Origin of the sequence: Burkholderia cepacia ATCC 25416 (assembly GCF_001411495.1) — a bacterium.
In the GTDB taxonomy this organism is placed as follows: Bacteria; Pseudomonadota; Gammaproteobacteria; order Burkholderiales; family Burkholderiaceae; genus Burkholderia; species Burkholderia cepacia.
Map to the genome: position 1 here is coordinate 372,185 of NZ_CP012983.1, position 20,581 is coordinate 392,765.

Genomic DNA, 20,581 nt, shown 5'->3' on the forward strand with positions numbered 1-20,581 from the left:
CGCCGGCGCATCACCTCACAGCAGCGCGACGACCTGCTCGGCGGTCGCCTTCGCCGATTGCGGATTCTGGCCGGTCACCAGACGGCCGTCGACGACGACGTTCGACGTGAACGGCAGCAGCGCCTTCTCGTAGCGCGCGCCACGCTGCTGCATCTGCTCCTCGACGTTGTACGGCACCTTCTTCGCGACACCGGCGAGGATTTCCTCCACCCACGAGTAGCCGGTGATCCGGCGTCCGGCAACCAGCAGCGAGCCGTCCGACAGCGTCGTGTTCAGCAGCCCGCAGTAGCCGTGACAGACCGACGACACGACGCCGCCGCGCTCGTAGATCTCGCGCGTGAGCCGCTGCAGCCCCGCGTCGTCCGGGTAGTCCCACATCACGGCATGGCCGCCGGTGAAGTAGATCGCGTCGAAATCGGCCGGATCGATCTCGTCGGGGCGCGCGGTATTGGCAAGCAGGGCCGCGTTGGCCTTGTCGGCGCGCCACGCTTTCGAGGCGGCGTCGGCGTGCGGCCATTTGAGCGAGCGTGGCTCCAGCGGCGACACGCCGCCCTTGGGGCTCACGAGCCTCTGCTCATAGCCTTTCGCCGCGAAGATGTGGTGGGCATGAGTCAGTTCGGACAGCCACAGGCCGGTCGGTTGCGACGGGTCGGCGTAGTGCGCGACGTTGCTGACGACGTGAAGGATGCGCTTGCTCATGATGCGGATTCCTTTTCATCGGCCACGGGCGGACGTCTTCTACGTGCCGCCGGATTGTCGGATGGCAGTACACATACCCATGGCCTCGATACGCTGCCGAGGCAAACCATAACCTTTAAGCAAAGTTGAAGGTCAAGACCCTTTCGCTTTCGCTTTTGTTTTTGTCTTTGCTTCCCGCGCAGGGCTGGCGGGCAGTATGAGTCCGTCCAGCAAGGTTGTCAGCGCATCTTCGATCGCGTGATCGCCGACCTTCTCGCGCACCAGCCGCCTGTCGATCGCCAGCATCGTCAGGCCGTGCAGATGCGCCCAGCAGGCAGTTGCCTGGCCGAGCGCCGGGCGCGGGCGGATCGTGCCGGCGCGCTGGCCGTGTTCCAGGATGTCGACGACCAGCAGGAAAGGCGCCTGCACGCGCGGATCGAGATGGATGTCCGAGGGCTCCCCGGCATCCGCGGCAAACATCAGTCGATAGAGATCCGGGTTGCGCTGCCCGAATGCGAGATGGGCATACGCGAGCGCCAGCAGCACGTCCGGTGCGCTCGCCGCGGGATCGATGGACGCGGCGAGCTCGTCGCGCAGGCGGTCGAAGCCGATCAGTGCGAGCTCGTGCAGCAACGCGGCCTTGTCCGGGAAATGCCGGTACGGCGCGGAGTGGCTGACGTTCGCGCGCCGCGCGATTTCACGCAGCGTGAACTGCCAGCCCTGCTGCTCCTGCAGCGTGTCGAGCGCCGTTTCGATGATCGCGCGACGCAGATCCCCGTGGTGATAGGCCTTTTGCCCGGCGTCCGCATCCTCATCCGACGACATCGTGTTGCTCCTATGTTGACAGGGGACACATTGTGGGCCTATGATCCGCCGCATGCAAGTTGACAGTGTCTACATCGACGCAACCTCGTGAGGTTCACCATGGCCGTTTCCGCAGAATCCATCTCGAGCTTCGACCCGGCGGTGCTGCTGGCCCGCCAGCGCAACGCGTTCGTCAGCGAGGGGCCGCCGACCTTGCAGCAGCGCAAGGCCAGGCTCGCGCGGCTGCGCGCCGTGGTGCTGGCGTATCGCCGCGAAGTGGAGGAGGCGATCAGCGCCGATTTCGGGAATCGCTCGCGGCACGAGACCGCGATCATGGAACTGGTCGGCGTGATCCAGGCGATCGACTACCTGACGCGCAACCTGCGCCGCTTCACGAAGCCGCAGCGCCGGCACGTCGGGATTTTCTATCGGGCCGGGCAGGCTCACGTGGAGTACCAGCCGTTGGGTGTGATCGGCGTGATGGCGCCGTGGAATTACCCGTTCTCGCTCACCTTCATTCCGCTGGCGACCGCGCTGGCCGCGGGCAATCGCGCGATGCTCAAGCCGTCGGAACTGACGCCGCGCACCAGCGAGGTGATGCGCCGGATGCTCGCGGAGACCTTCCCGAGCGAAGAAGTCGCGGTCGTGCTCGGCGGCCCGGAAGTCGGTGCGGCCTTCAGCGGCTTGCCGTTCGACCATCTGCTGTTTACCGGCAGCACACAGGTGGGCCGCAAGGTCATGAAGGCGGCCAGCGAGAACCTGGTGCCGGTGACGCTCGAACTCGGCGGCAAGAGCCCGGCGATCGTCGCGCGGGGGCATGTCGATGGCCGGACGATGTCGAGCATCGTGTTCGGCAAGCTGTCGAACGGCGGACAGACCTGCGTGGCGCCCGACTATGCGCTGGTGCATGAAGACGACCTGGACGCGTTCGTCACGCAATACGATGCGGCCGTCGCGCGCTTCTATCCGGACGGGCCGACGAGCCCGGATTACACGTCGATCGTCAGCGACCGGCATTACGATCGCCTGAAGGGGCTCGTCGACGAAGCGCGCAGCAAGGGCGCGCGCGTGATCGAGGCGGGCGTGAGCCCGCAGCAGGCGGCGACCCGCAAGCGGACGCTCGCCCCCACGCTGATCGTCGGCGCCGGCGACGATACGGCCGTCATGCAGGAAGAAATCTTCGGGCCGATCCTGGCGGTGCGCACGTATCGCACGATCGACGAAGTCGTCGACTACGTGAATGCGCGTCCGCGTCCGCTCGTGCTGTATTACTTCGGTGCGCAGGACGGCGACTGCGAGTCGCTGCTCAAGCGCACCACGTCGGGCAATGTCGGCATCAACAACACGCTCCTGCATGTCGCGCAGGAAGACTTGCCGTTCGGTGGCGTTGGTCCGAGCGGGATGGGCGCGTATCACGGCATCGAGGGATTCCGCGCGATGAGCCACGCGAAGGGCGTGTTCGTGCAGGGGCGCTGGAACCTGCCAAGCCTGCTGCGCGCGCCGTTCGGCAAGCTCGCGGATCTCTCGCTGGCGGCGCTGCTCGGGCGGAGCCGGGAACCGGTGGGCGTGCGCGCGGGATTGAGCGCCAAGCGCTGAACGCGGCCGCACGATGCCTGCTAGGGCGTAGTGCGCTTGCCCGCTCCCGTGCGAACGGCGGCTTCGTCGAAGATCGTCGCGGCGAATTCGACCGCGGCCGGCATCCGCGCGTCATGCATCAGCACGAATTCGACTTCCGGCAGTTCCGGCAAGCCGTCGGCCACGCCGAGTTCCCGGAGTGTGCCGTCGATCGCGCTGCGCGGCACCGGCGCGATGGCGATGCCGGCGCGCACGCATGTCCGGATGCCGGCGACGCTCGGGCTTTCGCATGCGATCCGGTAGCGCAGGTCGGCCAGCGCGAGCGCCTTGAGAGCGGCGCCCCGGTACGGGCAAGGATCGGGGAAGCACGCGAGCGCCACCTCGCCTTCCGGCAACCGCTCGTGGCGCGCAAATGCCCAGACGAGCGGCTCTTGCCACAACGTCGCGCCCTGATCCGTGTGCGCGCACCGGCTGCCGATCACGAGATCGAATTCGCCGTCGGCATGCCGCCGAAACAAGCTGTCGCCGATGTCGACCGTCAGATCCAGCCGCAATCCGCGCCGCGTGGCCGAGTGGCGGCGCATCGCGTCCGGCAGCCAGCCTTCCGCGAAATCCTCCGATGCGCCGATGCGCAGCCGGGTATCGGCTGCGTCGCCGGCTCCCAGCCGCGCCCTCGCTTCCCCGCTCAGATTGAGCATCGCGCGCGCGTAACCGAGCAGCGTCTGGCCATGCGCGGTGAGCGTGACGCTGCGCGTATTGCGCACGAGCAGCGCCTGGCCGACCTGTTCTTCGAGACGAACGATCTGGGCGCTGACCGCGGACTGGCTGAGATTCAGCCTGCGACCGGCGCCGGTGAAACTCCGCACGTCGGCGACCGCGACGAACGTCTGAAGCAGCGCCGTGTCGAGAGGATTCTCCATTGATCACAAATCCGGGTTAATTCAATCAATTAATATCGTTTCCAAATTATAAGCGGGCTCGATACGCTGCGAACCGTAGTGGGCGACCGCGCATCCGGCGCGTCGCCGTCACTCCTGGCAAGGACCGGCTCCATGACGTGCGTGCTCTATATCGAAGGCTCACCCAACAAGGCATATTCCGCATCCATCGAAGTGTGCAATGCGTTTCTCGACGCGTACCGGCATGCGCATCCCGATCATGAAATACGAAAGCTCGACGTGTGGGATCTGGCGATGCCCGAATTCGACGAAGACGCGCTGGCCGCGAAATATGCGGGGCTGAGCGGCACCGCGTTGACACCGTCGCAGGCGGCGGCATGGCAGCGGATCGAGCAGCTCGCAGCGCCGTTCCACGCAGCGGACAAGTTCCTGTTCGGCGTGCCGCTGTGGAATTTCAGCATTCCGTACAAGCTCAAGCACCTGATCGATACGATCTCGCAGAAGGACGTGCTGTTCACGTTCGACGACACGGGCTTCACCGGCAAGCTGGCCGGGAAAAAGGCGGCCGTGGTCTACGCGCGCGGGCTCGGTTATCAGTCGCCGGGTTCGTTTACGCCGGCCGCAGAGTTCGATCTTCAGCGCCCGTACATGGAAACATGGCTCAGGTTCGTGGGCGTGACGGACGTCACGGGCATCGTCGTCGAGCGTACGTTGTTCGGTGCCGACGGAAAGGTCGATCGCAGCCGCGCGATCGACGAAGCCCGATCGATCGCGCGCGGGTTCTGACGCTGCCGCGCAGCGTATCCGGTGCGCCGGTGAGTCGGTGCGTCTGCGGTGTGCTCCCGGCGCTTGTGTCGGCGTGCGGGGCGGACGCCCGGATCAGCGCCCGCCGCGCGCGATGGCGAGCGCAACGCCGAAGCCGACGAGCAGGCATCCGAAGGTGCGGTCGATCCAGTGCCGCAGCGACAGCAGGCGATCGCGGACGGCCGTCGCGGAGAAGCACACGGCCACCAGACTGAACCAGCCGGCGTGCGCCAGCGCGATGAAAGCACCGTAGCCGATCTGCACGATCAACGGCGTGTCGGGCCGCACGGCCTGCATGAACAGGCTGACGATGAACACCGTGGTCTTGGGGTTCAGCGCATTGGTCAGGAAGCCGGTGCGCAGCGCGGCCAGGTCCGACAGCGGTGCGGCCGGCGCGTCGGCCTGCCTGCTGCCGGCCTTCGTCATGAGCATCTTCACGCCGAGGTAGACCAGGTAGATCGCGCCGATCAGCTTGACGGCATTGAAGAGCCACAACGATTGCCGGATCAGCAGGCCGACGCCCAGCAGCGTGTAGCTCACGTGAACCGTCACGCCCAGCCCGATACCCAGCGCGGTGAGCACGCCCGAGCGACGCGACAGCATCAGGCTGTTGCGCGTGACCATCGCGAAGTCCGGGCCCGGGCTGATCACGGCCAGCAGCGTGATGGTGACTACAACTATCAGTTCGGTCATCGTCCTGTCCTTGCGATTGATGGCTTGATGGCGCAATCTTATGGGTCAAGTTTCATCCGGAAAAGCGATGATTTCTGACCAGAATGGTGAGATGGATTCACAATCGATGCGCGCGAACCTGCCTTCGCTGATGGCCCTGCGTTGCTTCGAGGCGGCGGCGCGTCACGAGAATTTCAGTCGTGCCGCCGACGAGCTGTGCCTGACCCACGGCGCGGTCAGCCGCGCGGTGCGGCTGCTCGAGGACGACCTGGGCGTGGCGCTGTTCCAGCGGCGCAGCCGGCGCGTGTTCCTGACCGACGCGGGCCGCAAGCTGGCGCAGGCGGTCCACGACGGGCTGGGGCTGATGCGTCACGCCGCGCAGGAATTGCGCACCGAGGCCGCCCGGGCGCGGCGCTGGGTCCTGTCGTGCGAGCCGACGCTTCTGATGCGCTGGCTGATTCCGCGCTGGCCGGATTTTCAGGCGCGACATGCGGGCATCGACGTTCACCTGGCTGCCGCGGGTGGCCCGTTTTCATTCGACAGCGGCATCGACATGGCGATTCGACGCAACGACTTTGCGTGGCCGGCGGGTTACCACGCGGAGCGTCTGTTCGCGGAGCGGGTGGGGCCGGTTTGCCGGCCGGACAAGGTCGATGCGTGGTTTTCCGCTCGTCGCGGCGAGCGTTCGTTGAAGACGGACGTTCCGCAGTTGCATACGCGGACACGGCCGGACGCGTGGAAGGAATGGGCGGTTGCCGCGCATCAGCCGGCCGTGAGCGGGCGCGGGCAGGTGTTCGACCATTTCTACTTCAGCCTGCAGGCGGCGGTTGCGGGGCTGGGTGTCGCCATCGGCCCGTGGCATCTCGTTCGCGACGATATCGAAAGCGGCGTGCTGGTCGCGCCGATGGGGTTCGTCGAGGATGGTTCGCATTACTGTCTATTGACGCCGGAGCCGGTGGTGGCAGGCCGTGCACAGGCGGATGTGCTTGCGTGGTTGAGGGCGGTGGCCTGATCGGCGCGCGGATGCCGGGGAGGGGCGGTCGACGATGAGCGAGACCGGCTGCTTCCGACGTTGAAGCGGCGCGCTGACAGCCGGCTCGGCCAGCGCGATCGGGTGACCGTAGTCGCCGTCGCTACGGTCGGGCGTCCGGCGCGAACGTCCTGCCCGTCACGTCCACGATGAAGTCGATTGCCGCGCGAATCGTCGGCGCATGTCTGAGGTCGGCATGCACGACCAGCCAGAGATCCCGGGCGTACGGTTCCCCGTCGAACGGCAGGCGCTGCAACACGGGATCGTCGTCGCCCATGAACACCGGCAGCCCGGCCACGCCGATGCCTGTACGTGCCGCCACCTGCTGTGTCGTGATGTCGCTCACCTCGCACGCGATACGGCGGCCTCGCGCGATCGACTCGAGCCATCTCTGATGCGGCATTTCCGCGAATTGCGCGTCGTAGCAGATGAAGGCCCAGTCGTCGGGCGACGACGCGTGCGCATAGTCGCGGCTCGCATAGAGCCCGAACGCCATCTCGCCCAGCTTGCGCGTCACGTTTTGCGGTTCCTCGGGGCGGAACAGGCGCACGGCGATATCGGCTTCACGACGGGCGAGCGACACGCGTTGCGCCTGGCTGGCCATCGATAGCCGAATGCCCGGATGCAATTGCGCGAATTCATGTAGATGATTCGCGAAGAAGTTGTTTGCGAGTACGGGCGGCACGCTGATCGTCACGGTGCCGTGCATCGGCAGGTGTTCCGTGAGCGCGAGGCGCTCGATCGCAAACGCGTGTGCCTCCATTTTCTCGGCGAGCTCGAGTATCTGCCGGCCGGCGGCGGTCGGCCGGCACGCGCGCGGCAACCGGTCGATCACGCGGATCTTCAGTTCCGCTTCGAGTGCGCCCAAGCGGCGGCTGACGGTCGCGTGGTCGACATTCAAGCGCCTGGCGGCTGCCGAAAGACTCCCCGTTTGTGCGACGGCAACGAAGTAGCGCAGGTTTTCCCAGTCGAACATCGGTGCATTTTCTCCAGGTTGCTGTGCTGTTTCGCGGAATATTCGCACAGAAGGCGATCCTCTACGCTGCAATCCTCCCCATGCGAAGGATTGCCGATGCAGACCTCATCCAGACATCACCCGCGGCTGGTTCAAACGGCCGCGTGCCTCGGTTTTGCTGTCGTCCTGATCGACGTCAGCGTCGTCAACGTTGCGCTCGATGCATTGCGGACGGCCTTTGGCGCAGCGGTCACGGACCTGCAATGGGTCGTCAATGCGTATGCGCTCGTGTTCGCGGCGACCCTGCTGATGGCCGGCGCCCTCGGCGACCGGCTGGGCGCAAAGCGCGTGTTCATTGCCGGCTACGCGATATTCACGCTCTCGTCGATCGGCTGCGGCATCGCGCATTCGATGGAAGCGTTGATCGCGTGGCGGCTCGTTCAGGGGATCGGCGCGTCGCTGCTGGTGCCGAACTCGCTGGCCGTGCTGCGCGTCGCATTCGACGACGCGGCGGCGCGCAGCCGGGCGATCGGCTGGTGGGGCGCCGGCGGCGGCATCGCGCTGGCCGCGGGGCCGTTGGCCGGCGGATTGCTCATCGCTGCCGTGGGTTGGCGCAGCATTTTCCTGGTCAATGTGCCGGTCGGCCTGGCCGGTATCTGGATGACATGGCGGTTTGCGCCGGACACGAAAGCGCAGCGCGGAAGGCGCCTGGATCTTCCCGGACAACTGACCGGTGCGTTGGCGCTGGCGGCGCTCACGTTCGCGTCGACCGAGATCAGTGCACTGGGATGGCGCAACCCGGTCATCGTGGGCGCGTTCGCGTTGTGCGTCGGGCTGGGCATCGCGTTCGTCCGGCTGGAAGCGCGTAATCCGGACGCGATGCTGCCATCTGCGTTGTGGCAGGACCGGATCGTCCGCAGTTCGATCGTGATCGGCGCGATCGCGAATCTGGTCTTCTACGGGATCGTGTTTACGTTGAGCCTGCTTTTTCAGTCGGTGTGGCATATGACGCCCGTGCGTACGGGTGTCGCGTTTCTGCCGATGATGGGTGTGCTGATGGCCATGAGCATCGCTTCCGGCAGACTCACCGGCAGGCTCGGTGCGCGCACGCTGGCGACGGCCGGCCTGTCGATTTCCGCGGTCGGGTATCTCGCGATGTGGCCGGCGATCGCCGTGCACTCCAACGCGCTGCTCGCAATACCGATGCTGCTGGCAGGCAGCGGCATCGCGCTGACGATACCGACGATCACGGACGCGGCGCTCGCGGCGGTGAGCGCCGCGCAGTCAGGGGTGGCGTCCGGGCTGTTGAATACGGCCCGGCAGGTGGGCGGCGTGTTGGGCGTCGCGTTGTTTGGTTTCTTCGTTCGGGCGGCAGACAGCGCGACGTTCGTTCACGGGATGGCGCGGGCGTTGATCGTTTCCGTTCTGTTGCTGGTGGCCGGTGCGGTGATGGCGTGGCGGAATCTGGGGCAGGCAGGGGCGCGAGGAATTCGGGCTCGCGGGGCGAACCCTCAACGTCAATGACCGACCCGATAGACGCGACCGCTATGCACGCCTTCCACGCTGCGTCGATAGGCCATTGCCACACGTGCCGCCGGCACGCTCTCGCAGCCGGGAAAAAACGGACCGAACCGATCCATGGATTCCGTCAGCACCGTCGGGCTCACGACGTTGATCCGGATGCCGCGCGGAAAATCGCACGCGGCCCCGCGCACGAATCCTTCAATTCCGGCATTCGATGCGGCGGCATGGGCACCTTGCGCAATCGGATCATCGACCGCGATGCCCGAGGTCAGCGTGATCGACCCGCCGTCGACCAGATAGTGCTGGCCCACCAGTGCGATGCGGACCTGGCTCAGCAGCTTGTCCTGCAATCCCTTGTGGAAATCGGCCGCCGTCATCTTCTCGATCGGGGCAAGGATGACATTGCCCGCGGCGGCGACGATTGCGTCGACTTGCCCGATCTTCTCGAACAGCGCGCTCACGCTCTCGTCATGGGTGATGTCGACCTGATGGTCACCGGAGGTGCGACCCACGCGAACGACTTCGTGTCTTCCGTCACGCGCAAGCTCATCTGCCACGGCACGTCCGACGTCTCCGCCGGCGCCGATTACAACGATCTTCATGGAACCACTCCTTTTCGATTTCAGGTTGGAGCAGCCATTGTTCTTCGAACCAATATTGAGATAAATGTGCTCTAATTTCCGACACTACTAATCGCCAGTTCGCAATATGGACAAGCTGCGTTCAATGGAAACCTTCGTTGCCGTCGTGGAAGGGGGCAACTTCACCGAGGCGGCGCAGCGGCTTGGCATGTCGGCGGTCATGGTCGGCAAGTACGTGCGCGAACTTGAAGAGCGCCTCGGCGCGCGCATGCTGGAGCGCACCACGCGACGGCAGAGCCTGACGGACGCGGGGCGCGTGTTCTACGAAGATGCCAAGCGCGCGCTTGAACAGGTGCGGATCGCCGAGACATCGGTCGAGCGATTGCGTGCGTCGCCGTCCGGCACGTTGCGGATCAGCGCGCCGATTACCTTCGGTGCATGCGTCGTCGCGCCGCTGGCCGCGACGTTCCAGCAGATGCATCCACTCGTGCGCATCGAGCTGGTGTTGAGCAATCGCGTCGTCGACCTGGTGGACGAGGGTTTCGATCTCGCCGTTCGAATTGGTGAACTGGGTGACGTCGATCTGATCGCAAAACCGTTGACCATGTATCGCATGGTGATTTGCGCATCGCCCGGTTACCTCGCGCGGCATGGACGTCCGGAGACGCCGCAGGATCTGGGCGTGCATCACTGCCTGTCTCACTCGGTGTGGAACGGCCGTAACGGGTGGAAGCTCGGTGGGTGGGACGGGCCGCAGGTTTCGCAGGATCCGGTCTTCACGTGCGACGACGGGAACGGGCTGCGCATGGCCGCCATCGCGGGCGCGGGATTGTTGCTGCAGCCTGAAGTTCTGGTGGCGCACGATCTGGCGAGTGGCGCGCTGGTGCCGGTGTTGCAAGCGTACTTGCCGGCGCCGCATCCGGTTCATATCGTGTATCGGCACGATCGGCGGCCATTGCCGAAGCTGACTCGTTTCGTCGAGCATTTGATCGAGCATGGTGCGGGGCGTTGAAGTCGAACGCAGGTAGCGATCGGGGATTCGTGGCGAATCGAATGTCGACAGGAAGCGACGCGTTGCGGGTGCGTGACACTTGTGAGCCGAAGCGATCGCCGCCCGCTGGCGCCGCGCTATTTCTGCGCGGCCGGGATTCCATTGGCGACCGCGTCGAGGTTGAACACCCGGGCTTCTAAGCGAGCGCGCGGTGGTACACGAAGCCGGCATTCGTTCCGCCGCCCCGACCTATGGCGATCTGAATATTGAGGTGTGCCATCGCCTCGAGATAACGGGCGTTGTTCAAGGGGCCGGTCACGACGGGCGCGAACCCCGCGCTTTCCGCGATCTCGGCGACCGTCGTGTTGGCCTGGACGTCGTTGCCCGCGATGAATGCCGTAACGGCATGGCCACCGCGATCGATGCGATCCGGCGTCATGATGTCGGCGAACACCGTGTTGAAGCACTTCACCAGACGCGCGCCCGGCAGCAGGTGGCCGATCGCCTCGGCTGCCGATCCGTCGGCCCCCAGCGGAAGTGGCGACCAGTCGTCCTTGAGCGCATTCGTTGCGTCAACAACGATCTTGCCGGCCAGCCGATGCGCAAGGGAGGGAAGTACCTCGGCGCACGCCTGATAGAGGACAGCGATGATGACAACATCACCATGCGTCGCGGCCTCGTCCAGCGACGCGATTCGGTACCGGGCGCCCGGGCGCGCCCTCGCGGGATTGCGCAAGCCGACTACCACATCATGTCCCGCCGCGACCAGCAATTCGGCCAGATTCCCGCCAAAGTTTCCACCGCCCAGGAATGCGATCTTCATGGCATGCACCTCACGATTGATTGGGTGGCATCATTCTTTCAATTCCGGTTTCTGCAATCAATTAGGTACCCGAGGGTAACCATGACGAAGAAGATCGAGTTGCCGCCCGATGCGTTCCTGAAAGTCTGTCCGTCACGCGCGGTGCTCGCGCGTATCGGGCAGAAGTGGACCGTGCTGGCCATGGTCGCGATGAAGGATGGGCCGATGCGTTTTGGCGACATCAAGCGCCGCCTGGAAGGTGTCTCGCAGAAGATGCTGACCCAGACGCTGCGCGCGATGGAGCGCGACGGACTGGTGGTGCGCAATGTCTATGACGAACTGCCGCTGCGTGTCGAGTACGCGCTGAGTTCTCTGGCCGGTACGCTGCTTCCGCTCGTCATCGATCTCAAGGCATGGGCGGAGAATGCGCTCGCGACGATCGAGGCGAGTAATCGTGCGTTCGATCGTGAGCATGCGGAGTAGGGGGAGGGGGGGCGGGTTGGGGTCAAGCCTTTTATGTGCCGGCATGCTCGTAGTTCGCGCGGTCACTCGAGAGTCCGCTGATAACGCAGGTGCGTGACAATGCCCGGTTCCAACAATTCTCCGATCACCTCCTGCTTGAATACTCGCGCGTATGTGTGATGGGGATGGGCGCGGTTGGGAACTAGCGGTGGTGACCGAGGCGGAAACCGACCCGCAGCGGTCCTACGGGACCACGTGTACTCAAAGGCAGCGTTCAATCTATAACGGCCATTCGGGCGGCCATGTTGGTCGGCAGGTCATCAGCCGGAGCCGACGTACGACGCGATCTGCGTGCGACTCAGCTATGAGACCTTGTAATTGCCGCGCAAAAAAAGTACTTCTAGCCTTGCACCACTGACAAATCTAGCCAATGGTTGGGAGCCTTCCAGGACATTAGACTTTCAGTGGCGTTGTTCCCGGCTTTCTTTTCCCCGTCGTTGACTGCTCTTTCAAGCGCTCGTCTCGACAGTTGAAGATGTAACAGCTTTCTCCGCGACAACAGATCCGACTCGTCGAGACTTGCAAAATCCTGGTCAATCCAAATCCAGATTTTTCGGTCCACACAGGTGAGCAGAACCTGCCATGCGGCGTAGGCCGCCTCCGCGCTGCTCGCCGAAACAAACTCTTGCCACCAATACCGAGAGAAAGCCGACCGGTTACGCCAGAATTGCGCTTCCCGCTTTACTTGCCCCCAACCTTCGTTCAAGTCTCCTTCCGGCCACTCCAGTTCGTCAACAGCGACATGGTCCGTCAGTCCCCGCAACAGGATTGCGCGTTTGCGTCGCCAATCTTCTGTCGAGTTCTCATCAGCCAAGATCCGTGAATCCAGCCAGTCGCGACGACCATTTGCGAGTGCGCAGACGACCGTTTCCACGTAGTCGGCGGTCGTCGCGTTGCCCTGAAGCTGATACAACTCGTCGCGAAACTGATTGATTGCCGGACCGCCGTCTACCCGAAATGGCATGTGCATCAGGTCGTCAACGCCAGCGATACCAGTGAATTTGACACGAAGGGAGCGTTTAAGCGCACGCCAAAGGGCAATACCGCGAATGGGAGCAACCTCCATCAGAGCCTCGCAGAGCGCCACAAATAACCCCCCCGCCTGATTCACGCGTCGGACAAAGTCAACCGTCAGCTCCTCCATCCCGTCCAGCCACGCGTCGACCTCGGCTGAAGCGCTCTTCACAAGCAATCGCGCTTGTACTGTTGGGAATAGTATCGAATACAGATTCGCGCCAGCGGTACGCGCCCGTTCAAGTTGAGCCAACGTATTGGATCGAGCTGCACGCTCACGTGCCTCCCGCTTCTTGAAATCAAACATCTCCGCAAGAGACTGAACATTTTCCTCGTTCTGGCGAGCGTGCAGCGATAGCCGAGCAATAGCGTCCGAAACGTCGATCGTGACATCGGAGTCCAGCACGCCGATGTCTAGATGCTGGCTGGCACTTAACGTCGCATCTAGAGCTTGAGCAGCGACTTTCACATCCTCTTCTGCGGCGCCTCGCTCGAGAGCTGCACGTAGCAACGACCACGGGGCGACAAGACCTGCCAGTGAGATCAACGACCGCTCCTTCGCAGCCGCAAGCACGGCAGCGCTTCCGTACTCCTGCTCGAAGACGGTTTGGCTCGCTTTAAAACACCATCCGTTTTGCAGCAGCACCCGGCCGAACGACGCAGGGTTGGAGGTTGAAAGACCAATAAATGCTACGTTGCGAAGCACCTCATGTTCTAGAGCCAACGCAACATTCGCGAGACGTTCGACTTCGGATTCTGGCAGTGGTACTGGATGAAATCCGAGAGATGCGAATACCACCTCTATCACCCGCTGATTTTCCACACCCCGGTCTTCAATAAACCGGGACAGCGTACCGGAGTCGGCAGGCTTCAACGTGTAGCGAAGCGTGAGAGAAATCGGGACGCCTTCCGCTTCCGCCAGCAGGTCGAGTTGGGACCTCACATCTAGTGGCAGAAGTTCAAGATGGACCAGTCGTGCCGCGACAAATTGTTCATCCTTGTGCAGTACGGTCGGTTGCTTGTGCCGTAACATACTCGCAGCGTTGGCAGCAGCATCGTCCACAAGCAGCACGTGGTCTGGAGCCTGTAAACCCGCCCAGTGGCGAGCTTGATCAGTGCGTTCAGCAAGTTGCCTGAGAAAACGTGTCACCAGCGCGCCGAGTGCGTCGGGGGTAAAGCGACCCAGCACTCCAACTAAAGTATCGAAATTATGGTCCTCAATTGTCGATGTCATGCCTGTTCTGAGCAGACTAACGTCGAGTGCATTTGCGGTCTCGGCCAATGCATCAACAAACGACTTCGGCACATTCAAATTAGGCGCTGCCCAGTACCGGGCCGTACGTTCTGCTCGTCTCAAAACGGGCAGGGTCGAATTGCCCAGCACCTGTAATGTATGACGATATTCAAGTGCATAGAAGCTTTGACTCGGGTTGGCGAGGTAATCCCGTTGGTATTCGAAATTACCTGGCAGGCGATCCTGAATTGCGGACGCCTCCGCCTCCGACGTTTCAGTGCCCGCGAGCCAGCGCAGGAAGGCTGCAATTTGTTGCTGAAAATCCTTGTGAACACCCTTCTCGGTCACGACATGCAGCGCCGCGTCCGATATGCGGACCAGCATTCTGACCACTTCATCGCGGTCCACCTGATTGAGAAGAACTAGCCAACGCATTGCGAGCCAAAAATCACTACCTAACATGTCCACGTGATGCACGACGCAAGTGGCAGCAAAAACTCTCTCCGCAGAATGCAGTGCTTTTCCCTGCAGAAGAATTGGAACGAGCTCGCGCAAATCATCGAATCGTTTATGCTGTAACCTAAGTGGAATGCCCATCACAGGATGGATTCCGGCCTCATCGGTACCAATCAAGTGGACAAGATGCCGGGAGAGCATTGCAGAAGCATCCTTGTCGCGAATCCTTTCCTCAGGAGACGGACATGGCACTCGCGCCACCCACTCGACCAGTCGGTCAAGAACGGCATTCCAGACTGTGCCGCCGGCAGGTGTAATAAGGCGGAGGGCTTGCACAGCCCAGCTGCGAGCAGAGGCCATTGCACGGCCACTGGACATTTCGGTCACATCGAGCAAGGGCACTGCCAGCGCGGGGGCAAGGTCTACTACCTCATTCCGATGCTCGTCGTTTGCGTTCTGGCTTTGTAATAGTGCAAAAAGAACAGGCGTCGTGACGTCCTGCATAATTGCCGCACCTCGCGCAACAAGCACAGAGATAGCCGCGGAAAGGATATCGGGCGAGGCCGATGTGGAAGCAATTGGATCTAGCCACTCTTCAAGTGCTGCGGTTACATCATGGCCGTTTGCCGAGGCCTCCTCCAACTTTGTCAGCAACGCCGCTGCCAAAGCGAGATGAATTGTCGATTCCTTTGGACGATGAACCCCAAGTCTACCGGGGACTTCTTCCATCCACGCGCCAGAAATGATTTCGCTTAGGCGTCTATAGTTGTCGTCGACACTGCGAGCACTCACCTGCGCCGAACTTGCAAGTTCATCTGCCGTGTATGAGAACTGTTCTGCGAGCCGTGCGAGATCTGCACCGGTACTTCCAATCTGTTCAAGATATTTATTCGCCTGAGCAACCAGCCATTGAGTCCACTCCAGCTCTGAAAAGCTCCGCCCTTCTCGCATCCCCAATTCGTCTCGGCCATAGGCCCACAACAGACGATTGACCGTCACGCCCCCCTTAAACGACGCCTCTTCACGGAATCGGACGACGAGCGGAAAGAGCCTTGGAATGCAGGCCAGCCTGACGAGGTCCGCAGACAACTCTGTACGCGGAATGGAATGTGCGATTAGCAACTCATCGAGCTCTCCCCCCGGGATGTCACTGTAGGGTTCAATTCCTATGCGTACGCTCGTATTCGGGGCCGAGCGAAGCCCCTGAAGCCGATTTTCAAGGAAGTGAGTCTGGACACTGACCAGAGTACGCACTGAAGTGTGAAACGTCTCGCCCTGCAATATTTGGAGAAGGCGCACCCATTCGAACGATGGCTCTTGGTTCAGCCCGTCCAACGTTAGCAGCAGAGCTGGCCCTTCCTCGGCCGGACGGCTAAGCAGTCGGCGGACACGTTGTTCCCAGTAGACACGGTTCCTGCTACGAGTGAGGTCGTACAGCTCGTCGCCGAGAAACTCTTGCAAGGTGCCGTTTGAGAGCCCCTTTAAACGACGGATCGCCGATGAAGGTATCGCGAGAACAATAGGTAGACGTTCCAGTTCACGCACAATCCAGTGCAGGATTGTCCACGTTTTGCCGACGCCCTCACTGCCGTGAGCAATAGCGCGCTGGTACGAAGGCTTTGCCCACCAGTTATCCAACTGATCGAGAACAGTTTTCCTGGTAATAAAGATGTCGGCAGCGCCGCCCGCTGCGTTCTGTGCAAAAAGCGCGGTTGACTCGGTGGCATTGTTCCAGATAGAAACAATACGCTGCGCCGCAGCTTCCCGCACAGAATCGAATCCGATTTTCCAGGGCTCCAGTTCCCGGCGAATCATTCCGATTACCGGTTGGGCGGCTTCGTGGATTGCCAGTGCGGCGTCGCTCGCAGGCTTACCGTAGAATCGCTTTACAAGCTCTGGATCGACTGCGCAGAGCGCCGCGAGTTCTGGTATTCCTCCACTCTGATCGTCCCAGTCGATAACAGCAATGGGCAATCCCTCAGAGTCGGCTTTCCCGTTCAGCGTCTCTCTGAGTCCTTCGTCAGCACGACGTGTGCACACCAGAATCCAAAGCTCTAGAAGCGGATTCCGTTTGAGTGCATCGTCGACTTCACCCTGCAATTCGCGTTTGTTGAGCGAGGTGCCGTCCGCATAGCGCTTGCTCTCTATACGAATGTGTCGGCCCTGGCTGCCTGCGGTCCCGGCATCTGCACCAAACTGAAAACCAGAATCCGAAACAGCCAGTCTTACGCCGATAAGCGAACCAATGAGGCTGGCGGCAAGCCGCTCAAGCATGCGAGCATCTCCCAGTGTCAAAATGCGTTTCAGACTAGTGAGATGGTGCTCAAGAGCCGGTTTTCCGCGAGAAACGTTTCCTGTATTTTTTCTGGTCGAAGCCATTGCTGATAGTGAAGTATAGTTTTGAATTCACAAACCCGGGTTCAGCAGAACTTTAACCGCATCGGTCCGAGTTCGGCTACCGATGCGGTCACTCGAATGACCGTGTATTTTCATTGACGAACGGCCGAATATGTCTGCGGATTCAACCCGTCGATCCTGATCGGTGATTCCCAACCCATTCCAAACCTGCATCGAAAGCCAAATCGGACATTCATCGTGCTGCCTGCGGACATCAAGCGACCGTCCAGCTATGATCGCCTGACCTATGGATTCTGATCCAACGCTTCGCAACTGCTTCAAAAACTGATCCGCACCGACCACTCGCACCTCATGCGGAAAATAAAACTTCTTCCGATTCTGCGACACGGCGCAACGGCGTGCCTGAGTTGTTCCGCATTATCGGCCTTTGCCGTGACGCCTGAAGCACTCGTGTCGTCCGTGGCCGCGCCCGATGTCGCTCACCAGGCGACATGCAACCTGGTCAGGCCGGACTATCCGAACGAGGCGCGGCGGGCACACGAAAGCGGGACGGTAAAGCTGCGTTTCGAAATCAGCGTCAACGGTCAGGTTGAAAACGTGACTGTTGTCGAATCGACGGGGTACGCGTGCCTGAACGACAGTGCGAAAGCGGCGCTACTTGCCAGCCGATGTACCCGATACCATGATGCGGACGGTAAGCCATTGCGATCTGTCACGACCATTCGACTTGCGTTCCAGTAAGCGACCTTCGACGAACGTACAAGCGCCAGCGCGATTCAAGACCTGATCGACGAAGGTGTCGCCGAACGACCGAACGACCCGCGCCGGACATAAACCACCACACCCGCCGCTCAATCAAGATAAGGCTCCAACACCCCCTCGATCCAGTCCATGAAGGCCCGGACGCGAGGCGACAGATTGCGCCGATGGGCCACGACAAGCGACGCGGCGAGCGGCTCGGGACGCAAGTCGGGCAGCACCTCCACCAGCGCGCCGCTTTCAATGTAGTGCGCAAGCGTCGGATATCCCGCCTGGATCAACCCGAGGCCGGCCAGCCCGGCTGCATGATAGGTCTGCACACTGTTGACCTGCATCGCGCTCGGCAGCGGAAGCGACGCATAGCCGTCGCCGTCCGGGTATTCCCATCCGGCATGCCTGGCACCGAGTGTCAGCGTGTAGTGGATCATTCGGTGTCCCTGCGTGCGCAGATCATCGAGCGTGTGCGGTGTGCCGTACCGCGCCAGATAGCTCGGGCTCGCCGCATTGGTCATCCGCAGTTTTCCCAGCGGCCGGGCAATCAGCGTCTCGTCGACGATCGGCCCGAGCCGGATCACGCAGTCGAATCCTTCCTGGACGAGATCGACACGCCGATCGGTGCTCGAAAGTTCCAGTTCCAGTTCCGGATGCGCCGCCATCAGTTGCGGGAGTGCGGGAATCACGACGCTGCGTGCCAGCTCGGTGGGCATGTCGACGCGCAGCCTTCCCCGCAACGGTGTGCCGTTGCCGGAGAACATCGATTGCAACTCCTGTACTTCGGCCAGCAGGTCGCGCGCGCGTGAATAAAAGGCGCGCCCGTCTTCAGTCAGCTGAACGCGCCTCGTGGTCCGGTGCAGGAGCGCAACGCCCACGTCCCGCTCGAGTTCACGGATCACCATCGACACACGTCCCTTCTGGATACCGAGGCTTTCGGCCGCGCGCGTGAAGCTCGTCATTTCGGCGACACGGGCAAAGATCAAAAGCGCGTCGAGGTTTTGCATTGTTCACCCAGGGAGTAACAGAACGTTCAATTTGTCATCGTTTATAACTCAGTTGTGGCTCGGTAGAGTGGCTTTCCATGTCGTCCACCGCGGACAACGCGAACGAAAGGAAGCACCCATGACACCACACGCCTCTCCGGTCAACACAGTCGTCGTATTCCACTCCGGCCACGGGCATACCGAGCGCATGGCTAACGCTGTCGCCGAAGGCGCCCGCGCCGTGCTCGTCGCGATCGACAGCGAGGGAAACATTCCAGCGGATGCCTGGGAAATGCTCGCCGGCGCGGACGCGATCCTGTTCGGCTTGCCGACCTACATGGGCGGCCCGAGCTGGCAGTTCAAGAAGTTTGCCGACGCATCCTCGAAGGTCTGGTTCGAAGGCGGATGGCGGAACAAGATCTTTGGCGGCTTCACCAACAGCGCAAGCATCAACGGCGACAAGCTCAACACGCTCGAATACTTCTTCCTGCTCGCCGGGCAGCACGGCGGCATCTGGGTCAGCATGGACATCAAGCCGGCGAACGTGAAAGCCTCGATGCGTGACGACCTGAATCGCATGGGCGCCTATATCGGGCCGATGGCGCAAACGCCTGCCGATGCGTCGCCCGAGGAAATGTCATCGGGGGACCTCGAGACGGCACGCCGCCATGGCATGCGCGTCGCGACGATCGCCGGACAGTTTCGGTCCGGAACACCTCGAGGCAACTGAAATCCCGGCATGCGCGACGGGACGTGACGCAACGCAACGGACGCCGCCGCATGCCATCCAGCCACGTTTGAAGGGAAGGGTGATGAAATACAAGCAACTTGGCCGCACCGGCCTGTACGTTTCCGAGTTGTGCCTCGGCACGATGACGCTGGGCGGCAATGCCGATGCCGGCATGTGGAAGGCGATCGGCGCCGTCGAACAGGACGAGGCGAACCAGCTGATCGCCCGCGCGCTTGCCGACGGAATCAATTTCATCGATACCGCCGACATTTACTCCTTTGGCCAGTCCGAACGCATCGTCGGGCAGGCCCTCCGGGACATCGGCGTGCCGCGCAGCGAGATCGTGCTCGCGACCAAGACGGCCGGCGTGATGGGCCGGAAGCCCAACGAACAGGGGGCGTCGCGCGGCCACATCATGGATTCCGTGCAGAGAAGCCTGGAACGGCTTCAGGTCGACCATATCGATCTGTACCAGATTCATGCCAACGATCCCGTCACGCCGATCGAAGAGACGCTGCGCGCCCTCGACGATCTCACGCGGCAGGGGCTGGTCCGATATGTCGGCGTGTCGAATTGGCGCGCGGGCAGGATCGGCAAGGCGCTCGGGCTGAGTGCGGCGCTTCGCGCCACGCGCTTCGAGACGCTCCAGGCCTACTATTCGATCGCCGGACGTGACGTCGAGCGCGAACTGGTGCCACTCGTCGTCGAGGAGCAGATGGGGCTGCTCGTCTGGTCGCCTCTCGCCGGCGGGTTGCTGTCGGGGAAGTTCGGCCCCGGTACGTCGACCGACAGTGGTTCGCGGCGCAATCATTTCGATTTTCCGCCGGTCGATCTTGATCGAGCCTGGCCGTGCGTTGCAGAGATGCGCACCATCGCCGATGCGCACGATGTCTCGGTCGCCCGGATCGCGCTCGCGTGGCTACTTGCGAGGCCGCATGTCACGAGCGTGATTGTCGGCGCCAAACGGATCGAACAGCTCGAAGACAATCTCGGCGCGGTCGACGTCGTCCTGACCGAGACCGAGCTTGCGCGTCTCGATGCCGTGAGTGCTTTGCCGGCCAGCTATCCCGGCTGGATGATCGAGCGTCAGGAGGCGGGCAGGCGCCCTCAACCTTTCCGGCGCGTCGCGTCGGAATAGAACCGGCGATCGCACCTCAATCCAGTCGACGCAAGTCGTTGAAGATCGCCGCCCCGCGTTGAATCGCGTGTTCCCGTT

At 62.3% G+C, this 20,581-nt stretch carries 18 protein-coding genes; 9 read left to right on the top strand and 9 right to left on the bottom strand.

Going from position 1 to position 20,581, the window contains the following annotated elements:
• Positions 1-15: 15 nt before the first annotated feature.
• Entirely contained in the window at positions 16-699 is a 684-nt protein-coding gene (locus APZ15_RS34000; RefSeq protein ID WP_027792074.1) for a type 1 glutamine amidotransferase domain-containing protein, read from the bottom strand.
• 132 nt (positions 700-831) lie between these two features.
• The gene (locus APZ15_RS34005) at positions 832-1,557 is read right to left on the bottom strand and encodes a TetR/AcrR family transcriptional regulator (RefSeq protein WP_226129247.1); all 726 of its coding nucleotides are present in this window, start codon (positions 1,555-1,557) and stop codon (positions 832-834) included.
• 45 nt (positions 1,558-1,602) lie between these two features.
• Between APZ15_RS34005 and APZ15_RS34010 the strand changes: the two genes are divergently transcribed.
• Positions 1,603-3,078 carry a coniferyl aldehyde dehydrogenase gene (locus tag APZ15_RS34010; RefSeq protein WP_027792072.1) on the top strand — a complete coding sequence of 492 codons (1,476 nt, stop codon included), beginning with the start codon at positions 1,603-1,605 and terminating at the stop codon, positions 3,076-3,078.
• A gap of 20 nt (positions 3,079-3,098) precedes the next feature.
• Here APZ15_RS34010 and APZ15_RS34015 read toward each other — a convergent pair whose 3' ends face one another.
• Complete coding sequence (locus tag APZ15_RS34015) at positions 3,099-3,977, bottom strand: LysR substrate-binding domain-containing protein (protein WP_027792071.1); 879 nt, start codon at positions 3,975-3,977, stop codon at positions 3,099-3,101.
• Positions 3,978-4,109: 132 nt separating this feature from the next.
• Here APZ15_RS34015 and APZ15_RS34020 point away from each other — a divergent pair, with 132 nt between their 5' ends.
• Positions 4,110-4,742 (top strand): FMN-dependent NADH-azoreductase, encoded by a 633-nt coding sequence (locus APZ15_RS34020; protein WP_027792070.1) that lies wholly within the window; start codon positions 4,110-4,112, stop codon positions 4,740-4,742.
• Positions 4,743-4,835: 93 nt separating this feature from the next.
• Here APZ15_RS34020 and APZ15_RS34025 read toward each other — a convergent pair whose 3' ends face one another.
• On the bottom strand, positions 4,836-5,453 hold the full coding sequence (locus APZ15_RS34025) for a LysE family translocator (protein WP_027792069.1): 618 nt from the start codon (positions 5,451-5,453) through the stop codon (positions 4,836-4,838).
• 67 nt (positions 5,454-5,520) lie between these two features.
• Here APZ15_RS34025 and APZ15_RS34030 point away from each other — a divergent pair, with 67 nt between their 5' ends.
• Positions 5,521-6,444: a LysR family transcriptional regulator gene (locus APZ15_RS34030; protein ID WP_027792068.1), complete on the top strand. Its 924-nt coding sequence runs from the start codon at positions 5,521-5,523 to the stop codon at positions 6,442-6,444.
• Positions 6,445-6,565: 121 nt separating this feature from the next.
• Here the strand turns inward: APZ15_RS34030 and APZ15_RS34035 are convergent, their stop codons facing one another.
• The gene (locus APZ15_RS34035; protein ID WP_027792067.1) at positions 6,566-7,438 is read right to left on the bottom strand and encodes a LysR family transcriptional regulator; all 873 of its coding nucleotides are present in this window, start codon (positions 7,436-7,438) and stop codon (positions 6,566-6,568) included.
• Positions 7,439-7,534: 96 nt separating this feature from the next.
• Here APZ15_RS34035 and APZ15_RS34040 point away from each other — a divergent pair, with 96 nt between their 5' ends.
• Positions 7,535-8,941: an MFS transporter gene (locus APZ15_RS34040; protein ID WP_049096282.1), complete on the top strand. Its 1,407-nt coding sequence runs from the start codon at positions 7,535-7,537 to the stop codon at positions 8,939-8,941.
• Here the strand turns inward: APZ15_RS34040 and APZ15_RS34045 are convergent.
• The gene (locus APZ15_RS34045; RefSeq protein WP_027792066.1) at positions 8,935-9,543 is read right to left on the bottom strand and encodes a short chain dehydrogenase; all 609 of its coding nucleotides are present in this window, start codon (positions 9,541-9,543) and stop codon (positions 8,935-8,937) included. The genes APZ15_RS34040 and APZ15_RS34045 overlap by 7 nt on opposite strands.
• A 106-nt stretch (positions 9,544-9,649) precedes the next feature.
• Here APZ15_RS34045 and APZ15_RS34050 point away from each other — a divergent pair, with 106 nt between their 5' ends.
• Positions 9,650-10,534, top strand: a complete 885-nt coding sequence (locus APZ15_RS34050) for a LysR family transcriptional regulator (protein ID WP_027792065.1) — start codon at positions 9,650-9,652, stop codon at positions 10,532-10,534.
• A 175-nt stretch (positions 10,535-10,709) separates the two neighbouring features.
• Here the strand turns inward: APZ15_RS34050 and APZ15_RS34055 are convergent, their stop codons facing one another.
• The gene (locus tag APZ15_RS34055; RefSeq protein WP_027792064.1) at positions 10,710-11,336 is read right to left on the bottom strand and encodes an NADPH-dependent F420 reductase; all 627 of its coding nucleotides are present in this window, start codon (positions 11,334-11,336) and stop codon (positions 10,710-10,712) included.
• An 81-nt stretch (positions 11,337-11,417) separates the two neighbouring features.
• Here APZ15_RS34055 and APZ15_RS34060 point away from each other — a divergent pair, with 81 nt between their 5' ends.
• Positions 11,418-11,798, top strand: a complete 381-nt coding sequence (locus tag APZ15_RS34060; RefSeq protein ID WP_034196196.1) for a winged helix-turn-helix transcriptional regulator — start codon at positions 11,418-11,420, stop codon at positions 11,796-11,798.
• Between the two features lie 379 nt (positions 11,799-12,177).
• Here the strand turns inward: APZ15_RS34060 and APZ15_RS41460 are convergent, their stop codons facing one another.
• Positions 12,178-16,920, bottom strand: a complete 4,743-nt coding sequence (locus tag APZ15_RS41460) for a hypothetical protein (protein ID WP_138143342.1) — start codon at positions 16,918-16,920, stop codon at positions 12,178-12,180.
• Between the two features lie 330 nt (positions 16,921-17,250).
• Here APZ15_RS41460 and APZ15_RS42795 point away from each other — a divergent pair, with 330 nt between their 5' ends.
• Positions 17,251-17,640 carry an energy transducer TonB gene (locus APZ15_RS42795; protein WP_080981886.1) on the top strand — a complete coding sequence of 130 codons (390 nt, stop codon included), beginning with the start codon at positions 17,251-17,253 and terminating at the stop codon, positions 17,638-17,640.
• A gap of 110 nt (positions 17,641-17,750) precedes the next feature.
• Here the strand turns inward: APZ15_RS42795 and APZ15_RS34075 are convergent, their stop codons facing one another.
• A complete protein-coding gene (locus tag APZ15_RS34075) occupies positions 17,751-18,656 on the bottom strand; it encodes a LysR family transcriptional regulator (protein WP_021160247.1) in 906 nt (301 codons plus the stop codon).
• Positions 18,657-18,774: 118 nt separating this feature from the next.
• Here APZ15_RS34075 and APZ15_RS34080 point away from each other — a divergent pair, with 118 nt between their 5' ends.
• Positions 18,775-19,365 carry a flavodoxin family protein gene (locus tag APZ15_RS34080; protein ID WP_027792060.1) on the top strand — a complete coding sequence of 197 codons (591 nt, stop codon included), beginning with the start codon at positions 18,775-18,777 and terminating at the stop codon, positions 19,363-19,365.
• Between the two features lie 82 nt (positions 19,366-19,447).
• The gene (locus tag APZ15_RS34085; protein ID WP_027792059.1) at positions 19,448-20,503 is read left to right on the top strand and encodes an aldo/keto reductase; all 1,056 of its coding nucleotides are present in this window, start codon (positions 19,448-19,450) and stop codon (positions 20,501-20,503) included.
• Positions 20,504-20,581 lie beyond the last annotated feature (78 nt).

Excerpts from the sequence above, each read along its gene's own strand:
- APZ15_RS34000 (WP_027792074.1), bottom strand. The coding sequence starts at position 699 with ATGAGCAAGCGCATCCTTCACGTCGTCAGCAACGTCGCGCACTACGCC.
- APZ15_RS34005 (WP_226129247.1), bottom strand. The coding sequence starts at position 1,557 with ATGCGGCGGATCATAGGCCCACAATGTGTCCCCTGTCAACATAGGAGC.
- APZ15_RS34010 (WP_027792072.1), top strand. The coding sequence starts at position 1,603 with ATGGCCGTTTCCGCAGAATCCATCTCGAGCTTCGACCCGGCGGTGCTG.
- APZ15_RS34015 (WP_027792071.1), bottom strand. The coding sequence starts at position 3,977 with ATGGAGAATCCTCTCGACACGGCGCTGCTTCAGACGTTCGTCGCGGTC.
- APZ15_RS34020 (WP_027792070.1), top strand. The coding sequence starts at position 4,110 with ATGACGTGCGTGCTCTATATCGAAGGCTCACCCAACAAGGCATATTCC.
- APZ15_RS34025 (WP_027792069.1), bottom strand. The coding sequence starts at position 5,453 with ATGACCGAACTGATAGTTGTAGTCACCATCACGCTGCTGGCCGTGATC.
- APZ15_RS34030 (WP_027792068.1), top strand. The coding sequence starts at position 5,521 with ATGATTTCTGACCAGAATGGTGAGATGGATTCACAATCGATGCGCGCG.
- APZ15_RS34035 (WP_027792067.1), bottom strand. The coding sequence starts at position 7,438 with ATGTTCGACTGGGAAAACCTGCGCTACTTCGTTGCCGTCGCACAAACG.
- APZ15_RS34040 (WP_049096282.1), top strand. The coding sequence starts at position 7,535 with ATGCAGACCTCATCCAGACATCACCCGCGGCTGGTTCAAACGGCCGCG.
- APZ15_RS34045 (WP_027792066.1), bottom strand. The coding sequence starts at position 9,543 with ATGAAGATCGTTGTAATCGGCGCCGGCGGAGACGTCGGACGTGCCGTG.
- APZ15_RS34050 (WP_027792065.1), top strand. The coding sequence starts at position 9,650 with ATGGACAAGCTGCGTTCAATGGAAACCTTCGTTGCCGTCGTGGAAGGG.
- APZ15_RS34055 (WP_027792064.1), bottom strand. The coding sequence starts at position 11,336 with ATGAAGATCGCATTCCTGGGCGGTGGAAACTTTGGCGGGAATCTGGCC.
- APZ15_RS34060 (WP_034196196.1), top strand. The coding sequence starts at position 11,418 with ATGACGAAGAAGATCGAGTTGCCGCCCGATGCGTTCCTGAAAGTCTGT.
- APZ15_RS41460 (WP_138143342.1), bottom strand. The coding sequence starts at position 16,920 with ATGGCTTCGACCAGAAAAAATACAGGAAACGTTTCTCGCGGAAAACCG.
- APZ15_RS42795 (WP_080981886.1), top strand. The coding sequence starts at position 17,251 with ATGCGGAAAATAAAACTTCTTCCGATTCTGCGACACGGCGCAACGGCG.
- APZ15_RS34075 (WP_021160247.1), bottom strand. The coding sequence starts at position 18,656 with ATGCAAAACCTCGACGCGCTTTTGATCTTTGCCCGTGTCGCCGAAATG.
- APZ15_RS34080 (WP_027792060.1), top strand. The coding sequence starts at position 18,775 with ATGACACCACACGCCTCTCCGGTCAACACAGTCGTCGTATTCCACTCC.
- APZ15_RS34085 (WP_027792059.1), top strand. The coding sequence starts at position 19,448 with ATGAAATACAAGCAACTTGGCCGCACCGGCCTGTACGTTTCCGAGTTG.